The following is a 25,932-nucleotide window of genomic DNA, read 5'->3' on the forward strand; positions in this document are numbered from 1 at the left end:
AACGTGGCAAATTCGGGCCTGGGCCGCCAGCTTTCCGGAGCCTGACATTCTGACAAATCGGGGCAAATGCTTGATCGGGCCTTTTGTAGATTAACCATTTTTTAGGAAAAAAAGCGCGAATAGAGGGTAAAAATGCGGTTTTAGAGAAGTGGTAGAAAATGGTAAATGGTGGTTGCCTTTTGCTTGGGGTTACGTACTTTTGCTAATACCCTCCCCGTGGCCTGGCTTTCTATGAATCTTCTCTCTGGCGAATACGAGTGCAAGCTGGACCCGAAAGGGCGTCTGGTGCTGCCCGCCAAGGTGAAGGCCAGCCTGCCCGAATCGTCGGGCAACCAGCTGGTGTTGGTGCGCGGTTTCGAGCCCTGTCTGGTGCTGTACCCGCGGGCCGCCTGGCGCGTGATTCATGAGAAAGTAATGGCGCTGGACGAGTTCAACGAGGAGTACCGGCAGTTCCAGCGCAACTTTTTTCGGGGCATGACGGAGGTGGAACTCGATACCATTGGCCGCTTTGGCCTGCCGCGCACCATGCTGCGCTACGCCGGCATCGAGAAAGAGGCCATTATCGTGGGCATGGGCAACCGCTGCGAAATCTGGGACCCCACCCGCTACGACGACTTCCTCATCAAAGACCAGCAGAGCTTCTCCAAGCTCGCCCAGAAATTCCTGACCACTGAAACCGGGCCAAGCCCCTTGGCCGCATGAGCACTCCCGAAACTTACCTGAACGATGCCGCCTACCACCGCCCGGTGATGCTGCGCGAGTGCCTGGAGGCGCTGGATCTGCGCCCAGAGGGCCGCTACGTCGACGTCACGTTTGGGGGTGGGGGCCACTCGGCCCGCATGCTGGAGCACCTGAGCACCGGCCACCTCTACAGCTTCGACCAGGATGCCGATGCCGAGGCCGAAGCCGCCCAACTGGCGCGCCCGCAGTTCACCTTTATTCGCAGCAACTTTCGTCACCTGCACCAGGAGCTGTCCCGCCACGGAGCCTTGCCCGTTGATGGCCTGCTGGCCGACTTGGGCGTTTCCTCGCACCAGTTCGATACGCCTGAGCGCGGTTTCAGCACTCGCTTCGATGGGCCGTTGGACATGCGCATGAACGCCGAGGATGGCCCCAGCGCTGCCGACGTGCTCAACGAATACAGCGAGGCCGACCTGCACCGCATCTTCGGGATGTACGGGGAAGTAACCAACGCCCGCACCCTGGCCAGTACCGTGGTGAGCAGCCGGCGCGGCGCGGGCATCCAAACCATTGGGGAACTGAAGAAGGCCATTGCCAGCTGCACGCCGCGTGGTAAGGAAAATAAGTACCTGGCCCAGGTTTTTCAGGCCCTGCGCATCGAAGTAAACGACGAAATGACGGCCCTGCAGGAAATGCTCCAGCAGACGGCCGAGGTGCTGCGCCCCGGGGGGCGGCTGGTGGTGATGAGCTACCACTCCCTGGAAGACCGGCTGGTGAAGAATTTCCTGGCCAAGGGGAAGTTCTTCGGCGAGGTGGAAAAAGATTTGTTTGGCCGCACCAACACCCCTTTTGAAGTTCTGACCCGCAAGCCCGTGGAGGCTTCCGAGGAAGAGGTGGCCCTGAACAGCCGGGCCCGCAGTGCTAAATTGCGCGTTGGAATTAAGAAGTAAGATTGTCCCATGGCCGTAAATACTGTTCGTCCATCCGCTAAGCCCGTCCGGAGCAATGCCCCGCGCGAAGTGGTGCCCGCCCCGGAGCCCGTGCGCCTGCCCGAGCCCGCGCAGCCTGAGCCCGAACCGGAGGTGCGCGAGCAGCCCCAGCGGGAAGAAGGCCCGCGCAGCACCTGGAGCGTGTTCTCGCTGCTGGACCGGGTTTCCAGCATGGATGGCTTGTTTCGGGACGGGTTGCCGGTGCGGTATCTACCGCACGTGCTGTTCGTGATGTTCCTGACGCTGGTCTACATCGGCAATACGCACTACGCCCTGCGCATGAACCGCAGCATCCAGAAGCTGAAGCTGGAAACCGAGGACCTGCGCGCCGACTACACCACCCTGAAGTCGGACTACATGGAAGCCAGCAAGCAAAGCGAAGTGGCCCGCAAAGTAGCTGCCTACGGATTGGTAGAAAGCTCTTCGCCGCCCTTCCGCATTACGGTGCCCGCCGGCCGCCTCGACGAAGCGGAGCTGGAGCGCGTGCCCCTGGTTTCGGCCGACTCGGTAGCGGCCCAGGCCATTGCCGACTCCGCTGCCCGGGCCCAGCAGGCCGCTGGCCCCCTCAACGGTACCGCCGACGATGAGCTGGTAGGGGCTCCGCCCGCTCCTGTAGGCGTGCCCACCACCGAGGCTGGCACCGCACCGGCTATTTCTTCCCCTCGTTCTGCCCCGCGTAGCAATGAAAGGAAACGTTAAAAAATCGATAGTCACCCGGGTTCGGCTGGCCTTCCTGGGGGTGGCCCTGTTTTCCATGGCCATTGTGGTGAAGGTGTGGCAAATCCAATTCAAGGAAGGGGAGCGGTGGCGCGCCCTGGAGCAGGAGCGGCGCATTGTGTACCAGCCGGTATTTGCTACCCGCGGCAACATCTACTCCGACAATGAAAGCATTATGGCGACCTCGCTGCCTTTCTACCGGGTGGCCTGGGACCCATCAGTGGTCAGCAAGGAAACCTTTGAGAAGGATATCGACTCGCTGGCCCTCAACTTGTCGCAGTTCTTCGGCGACAAATCAAAGAACGAGTACTACCGCAAGCTCACCAACGCCTACAAAGCCAAGCCCCAGGTACGCTACCTGCGGCTGAACTCGCGGCAGATCAACTTCCAGCAGAAAAAACTGCTGGCTACCTGGCCCATTTTCCGGGCGGGCAAAAACCGCGGCGGGGCCATTTTTGAGAAAGTAGACAAGCGTTTCCGGCCGTTTGGCGGCCTGGCTCAGCGCACCATTGGCTTCGTGAATGAAGACAAAAACGGGGCGGGCCTGGAGTACACCTTCAACCAGCACCTGGCCGGCAAAGACGGGGAAGCCCTGTTTGAGCGCCTGCCCGGCGGCAATAAGCCCATCTACGACGGCACCGAGGTGAAGCCCGTGCCTGGCTACGACGTGAAGACCACGCTCGATATCAACCTGCAGGACGTGGCCGAAAATGCCTTATACAAGTCCCTGGTCGACAACAACGCGCAGTACGGCACTGTCATCCTGATGGAGGTGAAGACCGGCGAAATCAAAGCCGTAGCCAACCTGGGCAAAGTGGCCGAGGGCGTGTACCGCGAAGACTACAACTACGCCATTGCCGACCAGGGCCGTACCGAGCCAGGTTCCACGTTCAAGCTGGCTTCCATGATGGCCATTTTCGAGGAAAACCCCGAACTCTCCCTCGAAGACATGGTGGATACCGGCAACGGCCGCATGTACGTGGGTGGGGCCGTGAAAACCGACTCCCACGGCTACGGCAAAATCACGGTGAAGCAGGTGTTTGAGAAATCCTCCAACATTGGCGTGGCCTGGCTGGCCGATCATACCTTCAGCAAAGACCCCAGCAAGTACACCGATTACCTCAAGCGCTTCGGCCTCGATAAGCCCCTGGGCTTCCAGATGGCAGGGGAGGCCCGGCCGTATATTAAAGACCCACGCGACCGGAGCTGGAGCCGCACCTCGCTCACCACCATGAGTATTGGCTACGAGCTGAAGCTGGCCCCGCTCCAGACGCTGGCGTTCTACAACGCCGTAGCCAACGGGGGCGTGAAAGTGCAGCCCATCATCGTCAAGGAAATCAAGCAGGCTGACAAGGTGCTCGAGCACTTCGAAACGAAAGTGCTGAATCCCAAAATCTGCTCCGACGAAACCCTGGCTAAGGTGCGGGCCATGATGGAAGGCGTCGTAACGGAGGGAACCGCCCGCGGCATCCGCTCCGAGGACTTCACCATGGCGGGCAAAACCGGCACGGCCTGGAAGTTTAAGAACGGCGCGTATACCAAGGTGTACTCCACCAGCTTCTGCGGCTATTTTCCCGCCGATAAGCCCAAGTACTCGTGCATTGTAGTGGTGGACTCGCCCAAGAAGGGCCGCATCTACGGGGCCGACGTAGCCGCGCCGGTTTTCCGCGAAGTGGCTGACAAAGCCATGGCCCGCGACGCGGCCAGCCAGCGCCCCCTGCTGGCCCGGGCTCCGCAGAAAAAACAGCGCGTGCCCACCATCGGGGTAGGCATGCAGGATGAGCTGCAACTCGTGACCCAGCACATGGGACTCCCGTCGCAGGCGGCGGCCAGCGCGGAGGATTGGGTGCGCGCCGATACCGGGCAGGGCGCCAAGTCATTAGCCTGGCAGGAGCACCCCGTGAAGCGCGGCCGCGTACCCAGCGTGGTAGGCATGAGCCTGCGCGACGCCCTGTTCCTGCTGGAAAACCGCGGCCTACGGGTGCGCCTGAATGGTAGTGGTCGGGTGCGGGCCCAGTCTATTGCGGCGGGCATGCCCCTGCAGCGCGGCACTACCGTTACGCTCACCCTGCAGCCCATTGGGCAAACGTCGGCACCGGCGGCCCCGGTGGCTGCCCCCGAAATGCCCGACCTGGCCGAAAACAAGCTGATTACCCCCGCCGAGCCCGACCCCGCCAAGGTGAAAGCTGCCTTGCTGGAGCGCCAGCGCAAGCTGCGCCAGCAGTTGAACGGGGGCACCGAGCAAGCCCAGGCCCGCACGGCCGAGCCCACCAAATCCAACCGAAAATAACGCTTACCTCCGGCCGGCGCGCAGCCGCCGGCTTGTTTTGCTCATGCCTGATCTGACAACGCCTTCTCATTCGCTTTCTTCTTTGCTGATCGGCTTGCCGGTGCTGGCCGTGCACGGCCCCACCAGCGTGGCCGTGCACGGCCTTACGCTCGACTCACGACAGGCGGCACCCGGTACGGTGTTCTTCGCCCTGCGCGGGGCTACCGTCGATGGGCACCAGTTTGTGGGCAAAGCCGTGGAGCTGGGAGCTAGTGCCGTGGTGGTGGAAGAGCTGCCGGCTGAACTCAATCCCGCTACCACCTACGTGCAGGTAGCCGACAGCGCCGAGACGATGGCCCGCGTGGCAGCGGCCTTCTATGGGCACCCCTCACGCCAACTAAAGCTGGTAGGCGTGACGGGTACTAACGGCAAAACCACCTGCGCTACGGTGCTGCACAAGCTGTTTCGGGAGCTGGGCTACCACGTGGGCTTGCTGAGCACGGTGCAGAACCAGATTGACGAGGAGGTAATTCCGGCTACGCATACCACGCCCGACGCTATTCGCCTGAATGCCTTGCTCTCCCGCATGCTGCAGGCGGGCTGCACGCACGTGTTTATGGAGGTCAGCTCGCACGCCGTGGTGCAACACCGCGTGACGGGGCTGCATTTCACGGGCGGCGTGTTTACTAACATCACTCACGACCACCTCGACTATCACGGCACGTTTGACAACTACCTGAAAGCCAAAAAAGGCTTTTTCGATGCCCTGCCCAAGTCGGCCTTTGCCCTCACCAACGCCGACGACAAGCGCGGCCCGGTGATGCTGCAAAACGTGGCCGGCCGCCGCGAAACCTACTCCCTGCGCGGGCCCGCTACGTTTCGGGCCCGGCTCATTGAAAATGCCGTGCACGGCCTGCACCTCGAACTCGACGGGCGGGAAGCGCAGTTTCGGCTGATTGGGGTGTTCAACGCCTACAACCTGCTGGCCGTGTACGGGGCGGCGGTGCTGCTGGGCGAAGACCCCACGGAAGTTCTCACGGTGTTGTCGGGGCTGACCTCGGCCCCGGGGCGCTTCGAGCCCGTGGTATCGGCCAGGACGCGTGTAACCGGCATTGTAGACTACGCTCACACGCCCGATGCGCTGGAAAACGTGCTGCAGACCATTGCCGATATTCGGCAGCCCAGCCAACAGATTATCACGGTGGTCGGCTGTGGGGGCAACCGCGACGGGGCCAAGCGGCCCATTATGGCCAACCTCGCCTGCCAAGGGTCGAGCCGTGTGGTTTTGACCTCCGACAACCCCCGCTTCGAAGACCCCAACGATATTTTAACCCAGATGCAGGCCGGCGTGAAGCCCCAGGACCTGGGCAAGGTGCTCACCATTGCCGACCGGCGCGAGGCCATCAAAACGGCCTGTGCGCTGGCCGGCCCCGGCGACATTGTGCTGGTAGCGGGCAAAGGCCACGAGTCGTATCAGGAAATCAAAGGCGTAAAAACTGATTTTGACGACAAACGCGTGCTGCTGGAAATGTTTGAGCTGCTGGGCAAATAAGCTGCCCGCCGTAACTGAATAATCCCAAATCAGCAGAAATACAACCTTGAACCACTCACCAAAAAGCGGAACCTTTGTAGTCCGGCTTTTCCTCTCCCTGACCTGCTGACCTCGACTACATGCTTTATTACCTCTTCACCTACCTCTACAAAACTTACCATATCCCCGGCACCGGCGTGTTCCAATACACCACGTTCCGGGCCGCTATGGCGGTAGTCACGTCGCTGATCATTGCCCAGTACTTTGGTAAGCCGCTGATCAAGGCCTTACAGCGCCGCCAGATTGGGGAAGGCATCCGCGACCTGGGGTTGCAGGGGCAAATGGAGAAGAAAGGTACCCCTACCATGGGCGGGCTCATCATTCTGTTGGCCATTCTGGTGCCGGTGCTGCTGTTTGCCAAGCTCGACAACATCTACATCGTGCTGATGATTCTGAGCACCGTGTGGCTGGGGCTCATCGGGTTTATTGATGATTACATCAAGGTAGTTAAGAAGGATAAGGAAGGTCTGGCCGGGCGCTTTAAGGTGCTGGGGCAGATCGGGTTGGGCCTGACGGTGGGTTGGGTGCTGTTTTTCAGCAACGAGGTAACCGTGCGCCAGTACCTGCTGCCCAACGGCGACCTGTCGGCGGTGGATGCCAGCACCGTGTACCAGGACGTGAAGCTGATGATTACCACCATCCCCTTCGCCAAGAATAACGAGCTGAACTACGGCAACCTGTTCAGCTACGCCGGGCCTTACTTCAACGGGCTCTACAGCCTCCTCTACATTCCCATCGTCATCCTGATTATTACGGCCGTGAGCAACGGGGCCAACATCACCGACGGCCTCGATGGGCTGGCGGCCGGCACTTCGGCCATCATCGGTATTACGCTGGCTATTTTCTGCTTTGTGAGCGGCAATGCCCTGCTGGCCGATTACCTAGATATCATGTACATCCCGAACTCCGGGGAACTGGTTATTTTCTGTACGGCCTTCGTGGGGGCGTGCGTGGGTTTTCTCTGGTACAACAGCTACCCCGCCCAGGTATTCATGGGCGACACCGGTTCCCTGGCCATTGGCGGCATCATTGCGGTGCTGGCCCTCATTGTGCGCAAGGAGCTGCTGATTCCGGTGCTCTGTGGTATTTTCCTGGTCGAAAATCTGTCGGTGATGGTGCAGGTGAGCTGGTTTAAGTATACCAAGCGCAAGTACGGGGAAGGCCGCCGCCTGCTGCGCATGTCGCCCCTGCACCACCACTACCAGAAGCTGGGCTACCACGAAAGCAAAATCGTGTCGCGCTTCTGGATTGTGGGTATTATGCTGGCCGTCATCACCTTGGTGACTTTGAAACTGCGCTAAGATTCAGAACGGAGAAAGGCGAGCCTAGAACTTAGGCTCTTGCCTTTCTCGCTGAACGTCTTCTAAGCTCTAAGCTCTGACTTCTCATGTCTAAGAAAATCGTAATCCTTGGTTCGGGCGAAAGTGGAGTAGGGGCGGCGCTGCTGGCGCAGGCCAAAGGCTACGACGTGTTCGTGTCAGACGGCGGCCCGCTGAAGCCGGCTTACCGGGAGAAGCTGGACAAAGCCGGCATCCGCTACGAGGAAGGTCAGCACACCCTGGCTGAAATCCTGCAGGCTACGGAAGTCGTCAAAAGCCCCGGCATTCCGGAGAAGGCACCCGTGGTGCAGGCGCTGCGCGAAAAGCAGATTCCCATTATCTCGGAAATTGAGCTGGCCGGGCGCTACACCCGGGCCCGGTGCATCTGCATCACGGGCACCAACGGCAAAACCACGACCACGCTGCTCACCTACCATTTGCTGAAGGAAGCCGGCCTGAGCGTGGGCCTGGCCGGCAATGTGGGCTTCTCCCTGGCCGAGCAGGTGATTGAAGACCCGTTTGACTACTACGTGGTCGAGCTGAGCTCCTTCCAGCTCGACGATACCCACGATTTTCAGCCCTGGGTGTCGGTGCTGCTCAACATCACTCCCGACCACCTCGACCGGTACGACTATTCCCTGGAGCTGTACGCGCAAGCCAAGCTGCGCATCATGCGCAACCAGGACAGCGCCGGCTACTTTATTTACAACGCCGACGACGAGAACATCCAGCGCTATTTCCAGGCGGCACTACGCCCGGTGCAGCAGCTGCCCTTCAGCTTGCACCGCCGACCCGACTACCACCTGGCCGGGTACTACACCGGGGAAGCCAGCGTGTGCGTGGATCTGCAGCCCGGCTACTACAGCAAAACCGAGGAAATCAGCACGGCGGCTTCTCCGCTGATTGGGCAGCACAACCGGCAGAATATGCTAGCCGCGTTGCTTTGTGCCCGGGTAGCGGGCGTAGAGGCCTCTCAGATTGAAGCAGCGCTGGCTACTTTCCACAACGCCGACCACCGTCTGCAGCCCGTGGGCGACATCAACGGGGTGCGCTTCATCAACGACTCCAAGGCCACCAACGTGGAAGCCGCCTGGTACGCCCTGGACGGCATCCGCCAGCCCATTGTATGGATTGCGGGCGGTACCGATAAAGGCAACGACTACACCACGCTCATTCCTTTGGCCCAGAACCGGGTGAAAGCACTTATCTGCTTAGGTGTAGACAATGCCAAACTGCGGGAAGCTTTTGGACCCGTAGTGCCGCATCTGGAGGAAACCCAAAGCGTGGCGTATGCCGTGCGCCAGGGGCTGGAGCTGGCCCAACCCGGCGACGTGGTGCTGCTCTCGCCCTGCTGTGCCTCCTTCGACCTGTTTAAAAACTACGAGGACCGCGGCCGGCAATTCACAGCCGCTGTGCAGGCCCTTGCCGACGACCAGACCCGGGAGGAAGCCGGCGAGTAGCCAAGCTTTTCCTGAATCAGCCGAATTCCGTTATCCACTCAACCACTCATTCACCGCCGGATGGACATTATCAAAAGCTGGCTACAGCGCAATTTGAAGGGTGACCCAGTGCTGTGGGGAATTGTTATTCTGTTTTCGCTCATTTCCATTGCAGTAGTGTACTCGGCTACGGGCACGCTAGCCTACAAAAAAATGGGCGGCAACACGGAGTACTTTCTGGTGAAGCACACCGGACTGATTTTCGTGGGGCTGTTCTTTATGTGGCTGGCTCACCGCATCGACTACCGGCACTACTCGCGCCTGTCGTTGTACGCGCTGCTGGTGTCGGTGCCCCTGCTGTTGTTCACCTATTTCATGGGGGGCGAAATCAACGGGGCTTCCCGCTGGATGACCATTCCGGTAATCAACCAAACCTTCCAGCCCTCCGACCTGGCCAAGCTGGCCCTGATTTCTCACGTGGCTTCCATGCTCAGCCGTCGCCAGCAGCACGTCGATGATTTCAAAACCACGCTGCTGCCCGTAATGCTGTGGGTAGGGTTGATCTGCGGCATCATCATTCTGAGCAATACCTCCACGGCCCTGCTGCTGTTTGGTACCTGTCTGCTGCTGATGTTCATCGGCCGTGTACCACTCAAGCAAATGACCGTGATGGTGGCCATTGGTATTGTGGTGGGGGGCATTGGGCTAGCTTCGGGGCAGCGCTTCCAAACCGTGCAGTCGCGCATTGCCAGCTTTACTGATAAGAGCAAGCCTGTGCCTTTTCAGCTGGAGCACAGTTATATAGCCATTGCCACGGGCGGCGTCACGGGCAAAGGCCCAGGCAAAAGCACGGAGCGTAATATCCTGCCCCACCCATACTCCGACTTCATTTATGCCGTTATCATTGAGGAATATGGGTTGCTGGGTGGAGTTGCCGTGCTGTTTCTCTACCTGGCCTTCCTGTACCGCGGGCTGATTACGGTGATGAACAGCTACGGGGCCTTTGGCGGGCTGCTCTCGGCCGGGCTTACGTTCAGCCTGGTTTTGCAGGCCATGGTGAACATGGGCGTAGCTGTGGGGCTGGGCCCCATTACCGGGTTACCGCTGCCGCTGCTGAGCATGGGGGGCACGTCCCTGATCTTTACCGGTATTAGCATCGGCATCATCCTAGCGGTGAGCCGGGGCGAGCGGGAAGTACGCCCCATGGTAGGGGAGCCCGCCGATACCGCCCGCATTCCCAAGAAAACGGCGCTGGCCTAAGTAGTTGCTCGCCGCGAAAGAAGGCAGAATACCTGAACCTGAATGTCAACCTTGACTCCCCATACTTCGTCCTCCCAGCCCTACCGCGTCATCATCAGCGGTGGAGGCACGGGCGGCCATATTTTCCCAGCCGTGGCCATTGCCAACGAGCTGCGCCGCCGTTACCCCGACGTGGAAATTCTCTTCGTGGGGGCCAATGGCCGCATGGAAATGACGCGCGTGCCCGAGGCCGGCTACCGCATTGTGGGGCTCGATATCATGGGGCTGCAGCGGCGGCTCACGCCCAAGAACCTGCTGTTTCCGGTGCGGGTGTTCCGGTCGGTGCGCAAGGCCGGTAAGCTGCTGGAAGAATTCCGCCCCGATGCCGTAGTAGGGGTGGGGGGCTATGCCTCGGCCCCGGTGCTGCTGGCCGCTACCTCGCGCAATATTCCCGCCCTCATTCAGGAGCAAAACTCCTACGCCGGCCTCGTAAACAAATTGCTGGCGCGGCGCGTGAACAAAATATGCGTGGCCTACGGAGGCATGGAAAAGTTCTTTCCGGCCGAAAAGCTAGTACTGACGGGCAACCCCGTGCGGCGGGAAATTGCCCTGGGCGACCGGGCCGAAGCCCTACAGTTCTTTGGACTAGACCCTGCCCGCCCGGTGTTGCTGGTAGTAGGGGGGAGCCTGGGCGCCCGTACGCTTAACCTGGCCACGGCGGCAGCCCTACCACGCCTGCAGGCCGCCGGCGTGCAGCTGCTGTGGCAGACCGGCAAGCTGTATTACCCCACGGCGCAGCAGGAAGCCGCCGCTTACAGCAGCACAGGGCAGCACGCGCTGGAGTTTGTGCAGCGCATGGACCTGGCCTACGCCGTGGCCGACGTGGTTATTTCGCGGGCTGGGGCCTTGTCGGTGTCTGAGCTGTGCCTGACGGGAAAGCCCTGCGTGCTGGTGCCTTCTCCCAATGTGGCCGAAGACCACCAAACCAAAAACGCCCGTGCCCTGGTCGACCAGGATGCCGCGCTGCTCGTGTCGGATGCGGAGGCGCCAACCCGGCTTTATGAGGCCGCCCTGGCCTTGCTAGGCCAGCCCGACCGCCAACAGCAGCTTAGCGCCAACATCCGCCGGCTGGCGCACCCGGAGGCTACCGGCGCCATTGTCGATGAACTGGAAAAACTGATATCCCGCCGATGAATCCCGTTGCATCCTTTCCGTATGTCTATTTTCTGGGCGTGGGTGGCATTGGCATGTCGGCGCTGGCGCGTTGGTTTGCCGCCAACGGCCACCAGGTAAGCGGTTACGACAAAACGTCGACCCCGCTCACCCAGGCCCTGGAAGCCGAAGGCATTACCATTCACTATGACGACGCAGTAACGAGCATTCCGGCCGTGGTGCGCGAAAACCGCGAGCAGACGCTGGTGGTGCTCACGCCAGCTATTCCCAAAAACCATCAGGAGTGGGCTTGGCTACGGGCCGAGGGCTACGACATTCGCAAACGTAGTCAGGTGCTGGGCGTGCTCACGCAGGGCCGCCGCACCATTGCTGTGGCGGGTACGCACGGCAAAACTACCACCAGCAGCATGGTAGCGCATTTGCTCCACCACAGTGGGGTGAACTGCGCGGCCTTCCTGGGCGGTATCTCCGTGAACCTGGGCTCTAACCTGTTGTTGCCCGCTGCTGGCCCCGATGCCGATAAGGTGCCTGTGGTTGTGGAAGCCGATGAGTACGACCGTTCTTTCCTAACGCTGCGGCCCACCGTAGCCATCGTGACCAGCACCGATGCCGACCACCTCGACATCTACGGCGACAAAGAGGCTCTGGTAGAATCGTTTCGGCAGTTTGTGCGACAGATAGAGCCCGGTGGCACGCTCATCATCAACCACACGGCCGACGAGAGCGTAGCGGCAGCGGCTCCGGCCGGCGTCACAGTAGTACGCTATGGCCTTACCGCCAGCCAAGGCCCCGAGCTGTATGCAGCCAGCATCAGCGCGCAGGGTCACCAGTTTCATTTCGACCTGCACAGTGCCCAAGCCGTAGTGAGCAATCTGGAACTGGCAGTGCCAGGCTACCACAACGTGGAAAATATGCTGGCGGCCGCCTACGTGGCGCTGCTGCACGGGGTAGAACCAGCTATGCTGCGGGAAGCCGTGGCCGCTTACCGGGGCGTGAAGCGGCGGTTTGAGTTTGTCGTAACCACCCAGAATAATATTTACGTGGACGACTATGCGCATCACCCGCGGGAAATAGAGGCTTTCCTGCGCTCTTTACGGGCGCTCTACCCGCAAAAACGGTTGCGTGTAATTTTTCAGCCGCATTTATTTTCTCGTACCCGGGATTTTGCTGCGGGTTTTGCCGAAAGTTTAAGCATTGCGGATGAAGTGCGCTTGCTGGATATTTATCCAGCGCGGGAGTTACCTATTGATGGAGTTTCTTCCGAAATAATTTTCCACGATATTACTTCGCCATCTAAACTCCTGCAAACCAAGGAAGAAGTAGTGCGCGACGCCCAAACGGATACATCTTTCGACGTGCTGGCAACCGTTGGTGCCGGTGACATTGATCAGTTGGTGCCGCGCTTAAAAAATATTTTACAAAACCGTTGGAATGGATCTGAAGCGTAAGGCTAATAATTTACTTTTCGCTACCGGCTGTCTGGTACTGTTTGCCGCGCTGGCGGTATTTGCCGGCGTGCGGCAAATGCAGCGCCCGGTAGGGCAGGTTGTGGTTTCCATTGGCAACGAATTCAATAATTATTTCATCAGTGAGCGGGAAGTAACGAGCCTGCTCACCCACAACGGGCGGCAACGCCTGGAAGGAGCCGAGCCCGAAGAGCTAAACTTAAAAGCCCTCGAAACGCGCCTGAAAGCTCATAGCTTCGTAAAGGACGCCCAGGTATACCGCGACCTGGCGGGCAACCTGCACGCCGACGTGCGCCAGAACCGGCCCATAGCCCGCCTGGTACACGCCAATACCCGTCTCGACAGCTATATCGATGCAGATGGGCAACACCTGCCGCTCTCCTCCCTGTTCACGGCGCGAGTAGTGCCCATTACGCGCCAGGGAAATCAATCCTTGCAACCTGCATTTTTTCAGGATTCCACGGGGCGCCGGTATTTGGATTTCCTCCGGTACGTGGATGAGCATCCGTTCTGGCGGGCACAGGTGGCAGAAGTATTTATTGGGCCTAATGGAAAATTATCATTTACACAACAGGTTGGTGACCAGCGTGTAGAATTTGGCTTTCCCGAGAATATTTCAGAAAAATTTGCGAAACTAATGGTATTTTACCGGCAGATACCGCCTGTATTGGGCTGGAATACGTACCACCGCGTCAACGTCGAATTCAAAGATCAAATTATTTGTGAGTAAGCTTCTGCTTGCTTCTACGCCTCAAATAGGCGTTTTTTGCAAAACATCCTCCCCCCGAACCCTCCAACTTCACTCGCCTCCGTCTCATGCAACACGATAAGATTGTAGTCGGCCTCGACATTGGTACTACCAAAATATGCGCGCTGGTAGGGCGCAAAAACGAGTTCGGCAAGCTTGAGATTTTGGGCATGGGCAAAGCCGTGTCCGAAGGCGTAGTGCGCGGCATTGTGTCGAACATCGACAAAACCGTGGATGCTATCAAGAAAGCCATTCGTCAGGCCGAAGAGCAGTCCGGCATCAATATTGGCGTGGTGAACGTGGGTATTGCCGGTCAGCACATCAAGAGCCTTCAGCACAACGGCAGCATCACCCGTGCTTCGCAGGACAGCGAAATCACGCAGGACGACGTGAACCGCCTCACCAATGATATGTACCGGCTGGTAACCCCACCCGGCTCCGAAATCATCCACGTGATGCCCCAGGACTATAAGGTGGATTACGAGGAGGGCATTATGGACCCGGTGGGCATGTCGGGTGTGCGGCTGGAAGGCAATTTCCACATCATCACGGCGCAGAGCACGGCCATCAACAACATCAACAAGTGCGTGACCAAGGCAGGGCTGGAAATCGACAACCTGATTCTGGAGCCGTTGGCGTCGAGCATGTCGGTGCTGAGCGAGGAGGAAAAGGAAGCTGGTGTGGCCCTGATTGACATTGGCGGCGGCACCACCGACTTGGCCATCTTCAAAGACGGCATTATCCGCCACGCGGCTGTGCTGCCCTTCGGCGGCAACATCGTAACCAGCGACATTAAGCAAGGCTGCCTGGTGATGCAAAACCAGGCTGAGCAGCTCAAGGTGAAGTTCGGTAAGGCCATTGCCGAGGAAGCTTCCGAGTACGAAATCGTGAGCATCCCGGGCCTGCGCGACCGGGCCCCCAAGGAAATTTCCCTCAAGAATCTGGCTTACATCATTGAGGCCCGGATGGAGGAAATTATCGAGCTGGTGTACGCCGAAATTCAGCGCACGGGCCACGGCGACAAACTCGCCGCCGGCATTGTGCTGACGGGCGGCGGCTCGCAGCTGCAGAACCTGGTGCAGCTGACCGAGTACGTAACCGGCCTCGACACCCGCATTGGCTACCCCAACGAGCACCTGGGCAAAAGCAAGATTGAAGCGGTAAAGTCGCCGATGTATGCTACTACCGTGGGCTTGGTGCTGTCGGGCTACCGTTCCCTCGATGAGCGGCAGAACCGGAACAGCTACGAGGAGGAGGTATACCGTCAGGCTCCGGAAGTACGGCCAGTGGCCAGCCAGCCCGCTGCTCCGGCAACGCCACCGGCGCCATCCGAGCCGAAAAAGCCTTCGGGCGCTGGTAAGTTCTTCCAGGATATTATCAGCCGCACGAAAGGGTTGCTCATCAACGATTTCGACGACCAACAGTACTAAAGTCAGTTAATGATTAAGAATTAATAATTAAGAATTGAGTTGGCGGAGCGCTGCTGATATGTTGGGGTGCCAGCTCTCAATTCTGATTCTTGGTTCTTAATTATTAATTATTAATTGACACTCGTCATGGATTTCAAATTCGATATTCCTTCCCAATCTAAGTCCATCATTAAGGTGATTGGCGTGGGCGGTGGTGGCTCCAATGCCGTAAACCACATGTTCAGCCAAGGCATTAAGGACGTAGAGTTTATTATCTGCAACACCGACAAGCAGGCTCTGGCTTCCTCGACGGTGCCTAACCGCCTGCAGATCGGCATGGACCTGACCGAAGGGCTGGGTGCCGGGGCCAACCCAGAGCGTGGTAAGCAAGCAGCCATTGAAAGCCGGGAACAGATCCGCGAGCTGCTGAGCAACGGCACCAAAATGGTGTTTATCACGGCGGGTATGGGCGGGGGTACTGGTACTGGCGCAGCCCCTGTTATTGCCAAAGTGGCCAAGGAGCTGGGTATTCTGACGGTGGGCATCGTGACGGCGCCCTTCATGTTTGAAGGCAAGAAAAAGCGCCAGCAAGCCGAAATGGGTATCCGGGACCTGAGCGACAACTGCGACACGGTACTGGTAATTCTCAACGATAAGTTGCGCGAGATTTACGGCAACCTGCCCATCCGCGCGGCCTTCGCCAAGGCCGATAACGTGCTGAGCACGGCTGCCAAATCCATTGCGGAAATCATTACCGTAACGGCCGACGTGAACGTGGACTTTGAAGACGTGAAAACCGTCATGAAGGACTCGGGAGCGGCCGTAATGGGCAGCAGCATCACAGAAGGGGAGAACCGGGCCCGCCGCTCGGCCGAAGAAGCCCTGGCCTCGCCGCTGCTCAACAACACCGACATCCACGGGGCGCAGAAGATTCTGCTCTCCATCATGTCGGGCGACCAGGCCGAGCTGGAAATGGATGAGCTGACCGAAATCACGGAGTACATCCAGGACAAGGCCGGCCAGAACGCTGAAGTTATCTTCGGCCACGGTATCGACCCAACCCTGGGCCAGAGCATTCGGGTTACGGTTATTGCTACCGGCTTTGCCCGTGATGCGCACAACATCACGCAGGTAGCCTCGTCTTCTACTTCGTCGGAAACCCTTCCTGCGCCCGACCCGCAGATCAATATCTTCGATAAAGACCGGCAGGATGCTCCGGCGCCTACGACGGTAATTCCTTCTTTCGGAATGCCGGTGCCAGTAGCTTCGGTGCCCGCAGCTCCGGAGCCGCCGAAAGTAACCTTTGATCTGGAAACGTCGCCATATACGTACGAGCCGCCGGTAGCGGCTCCGTCTACCCCGGCGCCTGAGCCCATTGTGTTTCAGCATCCGGTACCCGCTGCGCAGCCCTTAGCTTCCCGCCCGGCGCTGGATGCCCGGGCCGAGGAGCGGCGGCGGCGCTTGCAGGAGCTTAGCAACGGCTTGTCGAACGAAGCAATCAAGGACCAGTTGGATACGCCTGCCTATCTGCGCCGCCAAGTAAAGCTAGAGAATGTAGTGCCTTCCAGTGAGCGGAATATTTCGCGCTTCAACTTGTCCGACGACAACGAGCTGCTGGGCGACAATCGGTTCCTGCACGATAATGTAGATTAGGTTCTCTGGAACCACACCTTCTTAAAAAGAAAACCCCGCTGGGACATCTCAGCGGGGTTTTCTTTTTAAGAAGGTGTGAGTTTAAGGCTTGACGGGCTCAACCAGGAGGGTACTTGCAATGGTATCGGTGGTTGCCACAAGCCTAGTTGGTTCAGCTATTTCGCGGTCCACAGAGAGCGGGCGCGTAACGGCATGGCTACACGCTCCGAATAACGGAGAAAGCAGCAACAAAAGGTAGAAGATGCGTTTCATTATGCGCCTGATACGAAAGGTTAATCAGGGAGTTACTAGCTAGTAAAAATATAACGCATTTAAGTAACTATATAGTTCCGTGAAGATTAGGGTTGAAACGGATTACTAAAACGTGGGTCTTTGATAAAAGCCGAATCGGTGAGAGTGCGCAGAAAGGCTATTAGCTGCTGCTTCTCCTTGGCCGTCAGATCCAGCTTGGTTCCATTGGGGGTATTGGAAAGTAAAAGGTTGGGGTCGAGGAAAGGGCTGGCGCGCTCCACGTGCTCGTTGTAATGGTCTACCACGGCTTCTAGCGTCTGGAAACGGCCATCGTGCATGTAGGGAGCCGTAAGTGCAATGTTGCGCAGGGATGGTGCCCGGAACTTGCCCTGATCTGCCACTTGGCCAGTAATGCCTCCACGGCCGGTGTCAGCAAATGCGGCGTCCAGGCCATTGTTGAAGAACTCTGGGGAGCTGAAAAGGCCTGTGGTTTCGAGGTGGCAATGGTGACAAGCCGCACCCCGCACAAAAATGCCGCCTACTTCACCCGGATGACTTCGAAAAAGCAGCGCCCCCATCTGTTCGTCGCGCGTCAGGTCGGCTTCACGGCGGAGGTAACGGTCGTAGCGCGAGTTGGCCGAAAGTAAGGTGCGCTCAAATTGGGCCAGAGCTTTCAGCAGGTTGGCTTCGGTGATAAGTCGGCTGCCAAACGCCTTTTCAAACAGGGGTGGGTATAGGTCTGTCTGCTGGAGCTTGCGCACACCTTCGCCCAGCGTTTGGTGCATTTCCACGGGATTTTCGAGGGGCAGCCGCGCCTGATCTTCGAGGCTTCGGGCCGCGCCGTCCCAGTTAAGGCTAAACTCCCACAACACGTTGGCCAGCGACATGGTGGAGCGCTGGTGCTGCTGGCCATCTACACCCAGCGCCCGGGCCCGGCCATCGGTAAAAGCCTTGCTTTGCTGGTGGCAGCTACCGCAGGAAAGAGTGTTGTTGCGGGAAAGCCGCGGCTCGTAGAATAGCATGCGCCCCAGGGCTACGCCTTCTACAGTGAGCAGGTTATCCGCCGGTATTGCCGGCTTGGCTGGCAACCCTCCCGGAATCTGCAGGTCGTAAGGCGTAGCGCTGAAGGGCGTGGGGGACGGCGGATCCGGCTCGCACCCACTGAGTAGGGCTGATACCGCGGCAACCACCAGCCAGCAGCGCCAAAAAGAAGAGAAGCCCATACGCGGCGCCGTGCTTGGTTGAGGCAAAGAAAGATAGTTTTAAAGCTGAACACTGGGGTGCGCCTGCCTCGTTCACCGCGACGGGAGCGAAGCCACTCCGAAGCTGGACAGCCTGGTTGGCAACTAAACGCTTGGGGTGCTAAAACAAGTACTTGGTTTGCTTAAAGCTATAGCCCAGGGCCAAGACCAGCCGGCCGGCGCTGGCGGGGTGGTCAGTAGTAGCGGTATATACCGGAAACTGTGCACTGGCATTCAGCGAAACGTTCTGGTAGTACACATCAATGCCAGGGCCCAGCAGCGCATTGTTCATGGCATGCTCCCCGGTGAGGTGGCCTTCGAAGGTTTCTCCTTTGGTTTTCTCGTAGAAAAACTGCGCCGAGGGATACACCTGCCAGTTGCCCTTGAGCGGGAGGCGGTAAAACAGGTTGGCAAAGGTGCTGGAACTGGGGGCGGTGCTTTCCTGGAAGGCATTGCGGGTGGCCCGGCGGTAGCTGGTATTCAAACTAATGCCGACGTTCCGGTAGCTGCCAATGTAATTGGCGTAAACAAAGCCGTCGGTGGTGCCGGTCCCCGGCTGGGTAAGCGTAGGGTAGCGTCGTCCTTCCGCGTTGCGCCGGCGAAAGTCCCCGGTGGGCAGCTTGGTCCCGCCTCCCACAATCAGGCGGCTTTGCATTCCCGCTGTTTCAATGGCGCGCAGCAGATGGTAGCCGGCAAATAACGTCACGTCGCCCAGGCCCGACTGGGTTAGCTCCCGGCCATTGGCGTAGGAAGTATTCATGGCAAAAGGCACAAAGGCGTTCAGCTCCACACGCTGGGCCAGAAAGTACTTAGCGCGCAGCTCGGCTACCCGAAATACCTCGTAATCGTGCGCATCGCCTTTATGGGCGTGGCGGTAATTGTCGTCACGGTTCAGAGCAGCCGGAAAAAAGGGCCGCACGCCTGCGGGAAAAAAGCGGTGCTGTTGCCCTAACTGCTGGTAGCCATTGAAGGCCCGGTAGCGGTGCATCAGGGATATGCTGCTTTGGTTGTCGTAGGGAGTGATGCCCATAAAGCAGCCGCAGATGTCGCAGGCCCGGCCCCAGAGGGGCAACAGGCCGGCTAAAACAAAAAGAAACTGTCGTTTCATGGCAGGAAATGCAGAAGGAGGTTGCGTAGAGCGGCTCTTAGCGGGGTTTTTCGCTCAGGCGTGGGTCGTGTAAGAATTGCTCATCGGTGAGCGTCGCCAGGAAAGCCAGCAGATCGGCTTGCTCCGCGGAAGTGAGCGGAATACCCAGCCGGCCATCGGACTGGCGCAACAGCGGGTCAAGCGTGGCCGATTCGGTGACTCCGTGGTCGTAGTGGGCCAGCACCTGCGGCAGGGTCTGAAAGCGGCCGTCGTGCATGTAAGGGGCCGTGCGCGCCACGTTCCGCAACGAGGGCACCTTAAAGCGTCCTCGGTCCCTGGCTTGCCTTGTGATATGAGCGCGCCCCGAGTCCAGGGCAAAACCGCCGGCAAGCCCATTGTTGCGGAAAGATTCGTCGGTGAATAGGTCAGTGCTATGGCAGGCGCTACACTTTTGCCGCAGGAGAGTCAGGCCGCGTACCTCAGCCGCCGAAAGGGTGCCACCGGCCTCGCCGCGGGCATAGTGGTCGTAGCGCGAGTTGCTGGACGTGAGAGCCGCCGTGAACTGAGTCAGCGCCTTCAGGAACTGCTGCGAGTCAATGGGCTTTTTTCCGTATACCTGGGCAAACTGCTGCACGTACTTGGCGTCGGCATTAAGCGTGCGGAGCACGTTTTGCAGGGTCTCATCCATCTCCACGGGATTGGTGAGCGGGGCCAGTGGCATGGTTTCGAGGTGTTTGGCCCCACCATCCCAGAGCAAGTCCCGGCGCCAGCGCAGGTTCTGCAACGGAGGCGCATTGCGCGTACCCAGGCGGTTGTCTACCCCGTGGCTGACGCGGTGGTCGGCGTGGGCAAAGGCCGCAAACTGCTGATGGCAGCTGCCGCAGGACACGTCCTTAGTGCGCGACAGTTGCGGGTCATAAAACAGGGCGCGGCCCAACTCGAAGGCGGGGAGCGTGGGCGGGTTTGCTTCGGCGGCGTAAACGGGAGCCGGAAAGTTGCCCGGCACAGTTACGCCAGGCACTTCCGCTACGGGAGTTGCCGTTTCTGCCTGCCCACAAGCGGCCAGCCACAGGCTGCCCGCCAGCGCTAAGGCTGTCAGCTGGAAAAGTCGTGGCCACATACCTTAGTTGGTATGCACATGGTCGACGGTGAAGAAACCGGCCCGCTGGTTGTCGGCGATTTTAACTGCATCGGCCCCGCCCATCACGTTCGGAGTCGTTGCAAAGCGAATCGTGTTGGGCCCGGTAAACAACCGCAACACATCTGCTTTGAGATGTACGGCTGGGTTACGGTCCTTACGGATGGGAATGGTGATGCCCCGTAGCGTAGGCGAAACCGAGCGAATCGTGTTGTTGGGCTTTTTAAAGCCTCCAATGTGAAATACCAGAGCCTGATTAGGGGCCTGCGGCGAGGTGCCTTCCAGCTTGGTGAAAATATAGCCGTAGTCCCAGGTCCAGAACATATTGTTGATCGGGTCGAGGGCCCCGGTTTGCGCGCCCGATACGTTACGCGTGCTATCCACGCCAATGGTGAATGATAGGGAGGTATAGTCGCCGGAGGGAATATCCGCCAGCGTAAAGAACTTGGATTCCGGGTCGGCTTCGTCTACCAGAAAGTAACTTTCAGGCACCAGGTAGCTTGAGCCGTCGGTCTTGCCCAAGGTGAAGTTGGACAGGTAATACTTGAGCCTAGACACGGTAAACTTGTCGCCGGCCGCCGTGGTGTAGGTGGTATTGAAGGCTAGGGGCTCGGTGCCCGCTACGTGGTCAATTTCGACATCGAGCGTACCAGGCTGGGAGGGAGCGGGGTTTAAGTTGGTATCGGTATCGTCGGTGCAGGCGGTAAAGAAGCTGGCAAATGCCAACAGGCATAGCAGAGGAAAGCTGCGAAGGAACATACAAAAAACGTTAGGCGGAAAACTGGAAATGCAGCCGGTAGCGCCTTTTCGGAAAAGGGCGCACCTGCGAGGCAAGAGCCCATTAAGCTCTTGCTGACGAGTTTCAGGCGCGTAACGTGGGTGGGTGAAAAATGGCCTGTACCAAAGCCAAGGCATAGCCATTGGCCGGCAGCGGGGCAAAGAGCACGGGCCGCGGGTACGTGGGTAGGGGAGAGGGTAGGAAGCGGGCCAGTGGTGGCAGCACTTCATATTTGAGCTTGGCCACACCTGCCTGCGGACCTTTACGCTCGGTATCAGAGGCCTTGCGCAGCTGCTTGGCCAAGTGACAGCGCCCGTTGCACCGCATGCGGGGCTTGTCCTTGTTCACGCAAAACAAGCGCGTAATCTGGTCCTTCTGCAACTGATAATTCACTACCAGCAACTCCCGATTAAACGTCTGGAGCAACAGCAGGAAGCACAGAAAATAAGCCAGAAAGCGCGTCAAGAAAGCAACCGGATAAGACCTGAGGTGCGCAAAGGTAGGAACGCGGGTGTAATACTCACGCCCGCGGCTACCAGCTCACCAGGGCCGCCGCCTGCTCCCGCAGTAATTGCAGAAACAGCGGGTGCGGGAGCTCCCCGGTTTTGGTGAGGTGAGCGTCGATGCCGGGGAGGCGTACGCGCGCGGGCAGTACGGTGGTGCCCAGGTACATCAGGATATCGGTGAGGTGGTTGAGTGCCAGGATGCCACCCTGCTGCCCGGCGGAGAGGCCCACCAAAGCTGCCTTTTTGCCGCGGATGCCGCCGGGGTAGGGCAGGCCGTCGATAAACGTCTTCAGTACCCCCGGGAAGGAGCAGTTGTACTCCGGCACCACAAATACCAGCTTATCTGCCTGCTCGGCCAAGTGCACGAGGCGGTTGAACCCCGCGTGGCGCCCGGCGTTGTGGTACAAGGCCTCCGTCATAAAATCGGTAGGTAGTTCGGCCAAGTCCAGCAGCTGATGGGGGGTCTGTAGCTCGTCCAGCAGAGAAGTATATAAGCTGGCTACTTGTCGGGCCCGGGAGTTCGGGCGGTTGGTGCCGGATATAACGGTTATCATTTACGAAGCCTGATGCGTGCAAAAAGAAAAGGCGAAACGGGTTACCGTTTCGCCTTTTCGGAAATCCTGGTATGTAACCGGCAAGGGCTACACAAGGTTATTGGATGTAGCCTTGGCGGCCAGGAACTCCCGGTTCAGAATAGCAATATTCTCCAAGGAAATGCCCACCGGGCACTCGGCGGCGCAGGAGCCAATGTTGGTACAGGCACCAAAGCCTTCTTTGTCCATCTGCGCTACCATGTTCTCTACACGGGCTTTGCGCTCTACATTGCCCTGGGGCAGCAAGGCCAGCTGGCTTACTTTAGCCGAAACAAACAACATCGCCGAAGCATTTTTGCACGAAGCTACGCAGGCCCCGCACCCAATGCAGGTAGCAGCCTCAAATGCGCGGTCCGCAATTTCCTTGGGAATCGGAATCTCGTTGCCGTCGGGGGCTCCCCCTGTATTGACGCTCACGTAGCCACCAGCCTGAATGATGCGGTCAAAAGCGGAGCGGTCTACGCTCAGATCTTTGTTAACGGGGAAGGCATTGGCACGCCAGGGCTCGATGGTGATGGTGTCGCCATCCGAGAACTTGCGCATGTGAAGCTGGCAGGTAGTAGTGCCTTTCTCCGGGCCATGGGCGCGGCCATTGATAAACAGGTTGCACGAACCACAGATGCCCTCGCGGCAGTCGTGGTCGAAGGCTACTGGCTCGTCGCCTTTGCGCAGCAGGTCTTCGTTGAGTACGTCCAGCATTTCCAGGAAGGACATATCCGGGGATATATCCTTTACTTTATATTCCACGATGCCACCTTTGGCAGCGCGGTTTTTTTGCCGCCACACCTTCAGGGTGAGATTCATCGGTTTGGCGTTGGGGTTACTTCCGGCCATATGGTTGGCTATTAGCTATGGGCTGTTAGCTGTTAGTTTCTCGTTCTGTCACCCCGTCGGACAATGCCAACGGCCAACAGCCAATAGCTAACAGCCTAAAAATTACTTGTAGCTGCGTTGGGTGAGCTTCACATTTTCGAAATGCAACGGCTCCTTGTGCAATACTTCGGGCTGGTTGTCGCCCATGTACTGCCAAGCCGCCACGTAGGCATACTCGTCGTCGTTGCGCTGGGCCTCGCCTTCTTCTGTGGCATATTCCTCGCGGAAGTGGCCGCCGCAGCTTTCGTTGCGGTCGTAGGCGTCGTCTATCATCAGTTCGCCCAACTCCAGGAAGTCGGCTACGCGGCCGGCTTTTTCCAAGGTCTGGTTAAGCTCCTCGTTCAGGCCGGTAATTTTCAGGTCACTCCAGAACTCGCGACGCAGCTTCTGAATTTCCGCCTTGGCAAATTCCAGGCCTTTGGCATTACGGGCCATGCCGCAGTATTCCCACATAATGTGGCCCAGTGCCTTGTGGAAGTCGTCGGGCGTGCGGGTGCCATTGATGCTCATCAGCTTCTCGATGCGGGTCCGCACGGCCGCCTCGGCTTCCTGGAAGGCAGGATGCTGGGTGGTTACCGGCTTCGGGGCCGTTTTAGCCAGGTAGTCGCCAATGGTATAGGGAATCACGAAGTAGCCATCGGCTAAGCCCTGCATCAGCGCCGAAGCCCCCAGGCGGTTGGCGCCGTGGTCGGAGAAGTTGCACTCTCCCGTAGCGTATAGGCCCGGAATGGTGGTTTGCAGGTTGTAATCCACCCACAGGCCGCCCATGGTGTAGTGCACGGCCGGGTAAATGCGCATGGGCTGCTCGTAGGGGTTTTCGCCGGTGATTTTGGCGTACATATCGAACAGGTTGCCGTACTTCTGGGCTACCCAGTCGGCACCGTTGCGCTTGATGGCATCGGCAAAGTCGAGGTACACGGCCAGGCCCGAACCACCCACACCGCGTCCTTCGTCGCACATCTGCTTGGCGTTGCGCGAAGCTACGTCGCGGGGCACGAGGTTACCGAAAGCGGGGTATTTGCGCTCCAGGAAGTAGTCACGCTCTTCTTCGGGAATGTCCTGTACCCGAATCTGACCCGCGCGGAGGCGCTCCGCTGTTTCCTTGGTAGCCGGCACCCATACGCGCCCGTCGTTGCGCAACGACTCCGACATCAGCGTCAGCTTGGACTGGTAGTCGCCGGATACGGGAATGCAGGTAGGGTGAATCTGGGTGAAGCAGGGATTCGCAAACAGGGCGCCCTTCTTGTGTGCACGCCACGGGGCCGTCACGTTGCAATACTTGGCGTTGGTGCTCAAGTAGAACACGTTGCCGTAACCACCGGTGGCCAGCACTACCGCGTGGGCGGCGTGGGTTTCGATTTCGCCGGTAATCAGGTTGCGGGTGATAATGCCCTGGGCTTTGCCATCAACCACTACCAGATCCAGCATTTCCGAGCGGGTGTACAGCTTTACCTTGCCGTAGGCTACCTGACGGCTCAGGGCCGAGTAAGCGCCCAGCAGGAGCTGCTGCCCAGTCTGGCCGCGGGCGTAGAACGTGCGGCTTACCTGTGCACCCCCGAAGGAGCGGTTGGCCAGTAGCCCGCCGTATTCGCGGGCAAAGGGCACGCCCTGGGCCACGCACTGGTCGATAATGTTTACCGACACCTGCGCCAGCCGGTACACGTTGGCTTCGCGGGCACGGTAGTCACCACCTTTGATGGTATCGTAGAACAGACGGAAAACAGAGTCGCCGTCGTTCTGGTAATTTTTAGCGGCGTTGATACCGCCCTGCGCCGCAATGGAGTGAGCCCGGCGGGGCGAATCGTGGTAGGTGAAGGCCTTCACGTTGTAGCCCAGCTCGGCCAGTGAAGCCGCTGCAGAAGCGCCGGCCAGGCCGGTGCCCACCACAATGATGTCGTACTTCCGCTTGTTGGCGGGGTTGACGAGCTTCACATCGAACTTGTGCTTTTCCCACTTCTCGGCCAGGGGCCCTTCGGGAATTTTGGAATCCAGGATCATCGGGTGGACGAGGTTAGGATTTAAAGAAGAAGAAGTACACGGGCATAGCGGCAAACAAAGCACACACTATGATGGAAAAGCCGAAGCCCAGTGCTTTAATGGCAGGAGTGTACTTGCGGTGGTTGAGGCCCAGCGTCTGGAAGGCGCTTTGGAAGCCGTGCAGCAGGTGGTAGCACAAAGCCACCTGCGCCACCACGTAGAGAGCTACATAGAAGGGGTTGCGGAAGGCTTGGACCACCAGACCGTAGGCGTCTTCGTTGCCATTGGCGTCGCGGGGTACATCCATAAACCGCAGGGAACCGAGAAAGTTATACAGGTGTACTACCAAAAAGAACAGCACGATGCTGCCCAGCAAGGCCATGCTGCGGGAGTACCATTTGCTGTTCTGCTCAATGTGGTCGGACACGTAGTTGCTGCCCCGGGCCGCCCGGTTTTTGGCGGCCAGAGCCAGGCCCTGGTAGATATGGAACCCGAAGCCCAGTACCAGCACCCATTCAATGGTGCGGATAATGGGGTTGTGGCCCATGAACTCGGAGTAGGCATTGAAGGCTACGCCGTTGTCGTCTTTAAACAACTGCAGATTGCCGACTAAGTGGACGACCAGAAAAGAGCAGAGAAACAAGCCCGTTACGGACATGATGATCTTGCGGCCGATGCTGCTGGAAAACGTATTACTGATCCAACTCATAGAAACTACTGAAGGGTTTTGGGTAGGGCGGTTGTATCGGTCAAAGGTAGGTGCCAACCATGTACGAAACAATCCGGCCGAAACGTTTGCATCTATCCTCGGCCGT

General features: G+C 58.8%; 22 protein-coding genes. 13 read left to right on the top strand and 9 right to left on the bottom strand.

From position 1 onward, the window contains the following. The first annotated feature begins 231 nt into the window (after positions 1-231). The 13 genes from mraZ (at position 232) to ftsZ (ending at position 16,693) form a co-directional block, all read left to right on the top strand. Entirely contained in the window at positions 232-702 is a 471-nt protein-coding gene (mraZ, locus tag FY528_RS14830) for a division/cell wall cluster transcriptional repressor MraZ (protein WP_149071816.1), read from the top strand. Further along, complete coding sequence (rsmH, locus tag FY528_RS14835; RefSeq protein WP_149071817.1) at positions 699-1,631, top strand: 16S rRNA (cytosine(1402)-N(4))-methyltransferase RsmH; 933 nt, start codon at positions 699-701, stop codon at positions 1,629-1,631. Before mraZ ends, rsmH begins: the two co-directional genes overlap by 4 nt. Positions 1,632-1,640: 9 nt before the next feature. Continuing rightward, the gene (locus FY528_RS21295; protein ID WP_187632137.1) at positions 1,641-2,369 is read left to right on the top strand and encodes an FtsL-like putative cell division protein; all 729 of its coding nucleotides are present in this window, start codon (positions 1,641-1,643) and stop codon (positions 2,367-2,369) included. Beyond that, the gene (locus FY528_RS14845; protein WP_149071818.1) at positions 2,353-4,677 is read left to right on the top strand and encodes a PASTA domain-containing penicillin-binding protein; all 2,325 of its coding nucleotides are present in this window, start codon (positions 2,353-2,355) and stop codon (positions 4,675-4,677) included. The genes FY528_RS21295 and FY528_RS14845 overlap by 17 nt, the downstream gene beginning before the upstream one ends. 43 nt (positions 4,678-4,720) lie before the next feature. Next, on the top strand, positions 4,721-6,208 hold the full coding sequence (locus tag FY528_RS14850; protein WP_149071819.1) for a UDP-N-acetylmuramoyl-L-alanyl-D-glutamate--2,6-diaminopimelate ligase: 1,488 nt from the start codon (positions 4,721-4,723) through the stop codon (positions 6,206-6,208). A gap of 119 nt (positions 6,209-6,327) precedes the next feature. Continuing rightward, positions 6,328-7,548: a phospho-N-acetylmuramoyl-pentapeptide-transferase gene (mraY, locus tag FY528_RS14855; protein ID WP_149071820.1), complete on the top strand. Its 1,221-nt coding sequence runs from the start codon at positions 6,328-6,330 to the stop codon at positions 7,546-7,548. 86 nt (positions 7,549-7,634) lie between these two features. Beyond that, the gene (gene murD, locus FY528_RS14860) at positions 7,635-9,026 is read left to right on the top strand and encodes a UDP-N-acetylmuramoyl-L-alanine--D-glutamate ligase (protein WP_149071821.1); all 1,392 of its coding nucleotides are present in this window, start codon (positions 7,635-7,637) and stop codon (positions 9,024-9,026) included. Between the two features lie 60 nt (positions 9,027-9,086). Next, entirely contained in the window at positions 9,087-10,265 is a 1,179-nt protein-coding gene (locus tag FY528_RS14865) for an FtsW/RodA/SpoVE family cell cycle protein (protein WP_168682740.1), read from the top strand. 42 nt (positions 10,266-10,307) lie between these two features. Beyond that, on the top strand, positions 10,308-11,438 hold the full coding sequence (murG, locus tag FY528_RS14870; RefSeq protein ID WP_149071822.1) for an undecaprenyldiphospho-muramoylpentapeptide beta-N-acetylglucosaminyltransferase: 1,131 nt from the start codon (positions 10,308-10,310) through the stop codon (positions 11,436-11,438). Further along, positions 11,435-12,865 carry a UDP-N-acetylmuramate--L-alanine ligase gene (gene murC / locus FY528_RS14875; protein WP_149071823.1) on the top strand — a complete coding sequence of 477 codons (1,431 nt, stop codon included), beginning with the start codon at positions 11,435-11,437 and terminating at the stop codon, positions 12,863-12,865. Before murG ends, murC begins: the two co-directional genes overlap by 4 nt. Further along, positions 12,849-13,613 carry a cell division protein FtsQ/DivIB gene (locus FY528_RS14880; RefSeq protein ID WP_149071824.1) on the top strand — a complete coding sequence of 255 codons (765 nt, stop codon included), beginning with the start codon at positions 12,849-12,851 and terminating at the stop codon, positions 13,611-13,613. Before murC ends, FY528_RS14880 begins: the two co-directional genes overlap by 17 nt. 86 nt (positions 13,614-13,699) lie before the next feature. Further along, positions 13,700-15,061, top strand: coding sequence for a cell division protein FtsA (gene ftsA, locus FY528_RS14885; RefSeq protein WP_149071825.1), 1,362 nt, complete (start codon positions 13,700-13,702; stop codon positions 15,059-15,061). Positions 15,062-15,187: 126 nt separating this feature from the next. Further along, positions 15,188-16,693, top strand: a complete 1,506-nt coding sequence (gene ftsZ, locus FY528_RS14890; protein ID WP_149071826.1) for a cell division protein FtsZ — start codon at positions 15,188-15,190, stop codon at positions 16,691-16,693. Positions 16,694-17,031: 338 nt separating this feature from the next. Here ftsZ and FY528_RS14895 read toward each other — a convergent pair whose 3' ends face one another. The 9 genes from FY528_RS14895 to FY528_RS14935 all read right to left on the bottom strand — a co-directional run bounded on the left by FY528_RS14895 (position 17,032) and on the right by FY528_RS14935 (position 25,826). Further along, entirely contained in the window at positions 17,032-18,147 is a 1,116-nt protein-coding gene (locus FY528_RS14895; RefSeq protein WP_149071827.1) for a cytochrome-c peroxidase, read from the bottom strand. A 139-nt stretch (positions 18,148-18,286) separates the two neighbouring features. Continuing rightward, the gene (locus tag FY528_RS14900) at positions 18,287-19,273 is read right to left on the bottom strand and encodes a hypothetical protein (RefSeq protein WP_149071828.1); all 987 of its coding nucleotides are present in this window, start codon (positions 19,271-19,273) and stop codon (positions 18,287-18,289) included. A gap of 37 nt (positions 19,274-19,310) precedes the next feature. Beyond that, a complete protein-coding gene (locus FY528_RS14905) occupies positions 19,311-20,372 on the bottom strand; it encodes a cytochrome-c peroxidase (RefSeq protein ID WP_149071829.1) in 1,062 nt (353 codons plus the stop codon). 3 nt (positions 20,373-20,375) lie between these two features. Next, positions 20,376-21,149, bottom strand: a complete 774-nt coding sequence (locus FY528_RS14910; protein ID WP_149071830.1) for an MbnP family protein — start codon at positions 21,147-21,149, stop codon at positions 20,376-20,378. 103 nt (positions 21,150-21,252) lie between these two features. Continuing rightward, positions 21,253-21,633: a hypothetical protein gene (locus FY528_RS14915; protein ID WP_149071831.1), complete on the bottom strand. Its 381-nt coding sequence runs from the start codon at positions 21,631-21,633 to the stop codon at positions 21,253-21,255. Positions 21,634-21,700: 67 nt separating this feature from the next. Beyond that, the gene (locus FY528_RS14920) at positions 21,701-22,228 is read right to left on the bottom strand and encodes an NADPH-dependent FMN reductase (protein WP_149071832.1); all 528 of its coding nucleotides are present in this window, start codon (positions 22,226-22,228) and stop codon (positions 21,701-21,703) included. An 87-nt stretch (positions 22,229-22,315) separates the two neighbouring features. Then, positions 22,316-23,071: a succinate dehydrogenase/fumarate reductase iron-sulfur subunit gene (locus FY528_RS14925; RefSeq protein ID WP_149071833.1), complete on the bottom strand. Its 756-nt coding sequence runs from the start codon at positions 23,069-23,071 to the stop codon at positions 22,316-22,318. A 132-nt stretch (positions 23,072-23,203) separates the two neighbouring features. After that, the gene (locus tag FY528_RS14930; protein ID WP_149071834.1) at positions 23,204-25,138 is read right to left on the bottom strand and encodes a fumarate reductase/succinate dehydrogenase flavoprotein subunit; all 1,935 of its coding nucleotides are present in this window, start codon (positions 25,136-25,138) and stop codon (positions 23,204-23,206) included. A gap of 13 nt (positions 25,139-25,151) precedes the next feature. After that, positions 25,152-25,826 (bottom strand): succinate dehydrogenase cytochrome b subunit, encoded by a 675-nt coding sequence (locus FY528_RS14935; RefSeq protein ID WP_149071835.1) that lies wholly within the window; start codon positions 25,824-25,826, stop codon positions 25,152-25,154. Positions 25,827-25,932: the final 106 nt, after the last annotated feature.

Origin of the sequence: Hymenobacter lutimineralis, from assembly GCF_008271285.1 — a bacterium.
Lineage (GTDB): Bacteria > Bacteroidota > Bacteroidia > Cytophagales > Hymenobacteraceae > Hymenobacter > Hymenobacter lutimineralis.

Bases quoted from the DNA above. Each gene is read 5' to 3' on its own strand.
- mraZ (WP_149071816.1), top strand. From the start codon at position 232: ATGAATCTTCTCTCTGGCGAATACGAGTGCAAGCTGGACCCGAAAGGG.
- rsmH (WP_149071817.1), top strand. From the start codon at position 699: ATGAGCACTCCCGAAACTTACCTGAACGATGCCGCCTACCACCGCCCG.
- FY528_RS21295 (WP_187632137.1), top strand. From the start codon at position 1,641: ATGGCCGTAAATACTGTTCGTCCATCCGCTAAGCCCGTCCGGAGCAAT.
- FY528_RS14845 (WP_149071818.1), top strand. From the start codon at position 2,353: ATGAAAGGAAACGTTAAAAAATCGATAGTCACCCGGGTTCGGCTGGCC.
- FY528_RS14850 (WP_149071819.1), top strand. From the start codon at position 4,721: ATGCCTGATCTGACAACGCCTTCTCATTCGCTTTCTTCTTTGCTGATC.
- mraY (WP_149071820.1), top strand. From the start codon at position 6,328: ATGCTTTATTACCTCTTCACCTACCTCTACAAAACTTACCATATCCCC.
- murD (WP_149071821.1), top strand. From the start codon at position 7,635: ATGTCTAAGAAAATCGTAATCCTTGGTTCGGGCGAAAGTGGAGTAGGG.
- FY528_RS14865 (WP_168682740.1), top strand. From the start codon at position 9,087: ATGGACATTATCAAAAGCTGGCTACAGCGCAATTTGAAGGGTGACCCA.
- murG (WP_149071822.1), top strand. From the start codon at position 10,308: ATGTCAACCTTGACTCCCCATACTTCGTCCTCCCAGCCCTACCGCGTC.
- murC (WP_149071823.1), top strand. From the start codon at position 11,435: ATGAATCCCGTTGCATCCTTTCCGTATGTCTATTTTCTGGGCGTGGGT.
- FY528_RS14880 (WP_149071824.1), top strand. From the start codon at position 12,849: ATGGATCTGAAGCGTAAGGCTAATAATTTACTTTTCGCTACCGGCTGT.
- ftsA (WP_149071825.1), top strand. From the start codon at position 13,700: ATGCAACACGATAAGATTGTAGTCGGCCTCGACATTGGTACTACCAAA.
- ftsZ (WP_149071826.1), top strand. From the start codon at position 15,188: ATGGATTTCAAATTCGATATTCCTTCCCAATCTAAGTCCATCATTAAG.
- FY528_RS14895 (WP_149071827.1), bottom strand. From the start codon at position 18,147: ATGGGCTTCTCTTCTTTTTGGCGCTGCTGGCTGGTGGTTGCCGCGGTA.
- FY528_RS14900 (WP_149071828.1), bottom strand. From the start codon at position 19,273: ATGAAACGACAGTTTCTTTTTGTTTTAGCCGGCCTGTTGCCCCTCTGG.
- FY528_RS14905 (WP_149071829.1), bottom strand. From the start codon at position 20,372: ATGTGGCCACGACTTTTCCAGCTGACAGCCTTAGCGCTGGCGGGCAGC.
- FY528_RS14910 (WP_149071830.1), bottom strand. From the start codon at position 21,149: ATGTTCCTTCGCAGCTTTCCTCTGCTATGCCTGTTGGCATTTGCCAGC.
- FY528_RS14920 (WP_149071832.1), bottom strand. From the start codon at position 22,228: ATGATAACCGTTATATCCGGCACCAACCGCCCGAACTCCCGGGCCCGA.
- FY528_RS14925 (WP_149071833.1), bottom strand. From the start codon at position 23,071: ATGAATCTCACCCTGAAGGTGTGGCGGCAAAAAAACCGCGCTGCCAAA.
- FY528_RS14930 (WP_149071834.1), bottom strand. From the start codon at position 25,138: ATGATCCTGGATTCCAAAATTCCCGAAGGGCCCCTGGCCGAGAAGTGG.
- FY528_RS14935 (WP_149071835.1), bottom strand. From the start codon at position 25,826: ATGAGTTGGATCAGTAATACGTTTTCCAGCAGCATCGGCCGCAAGATC.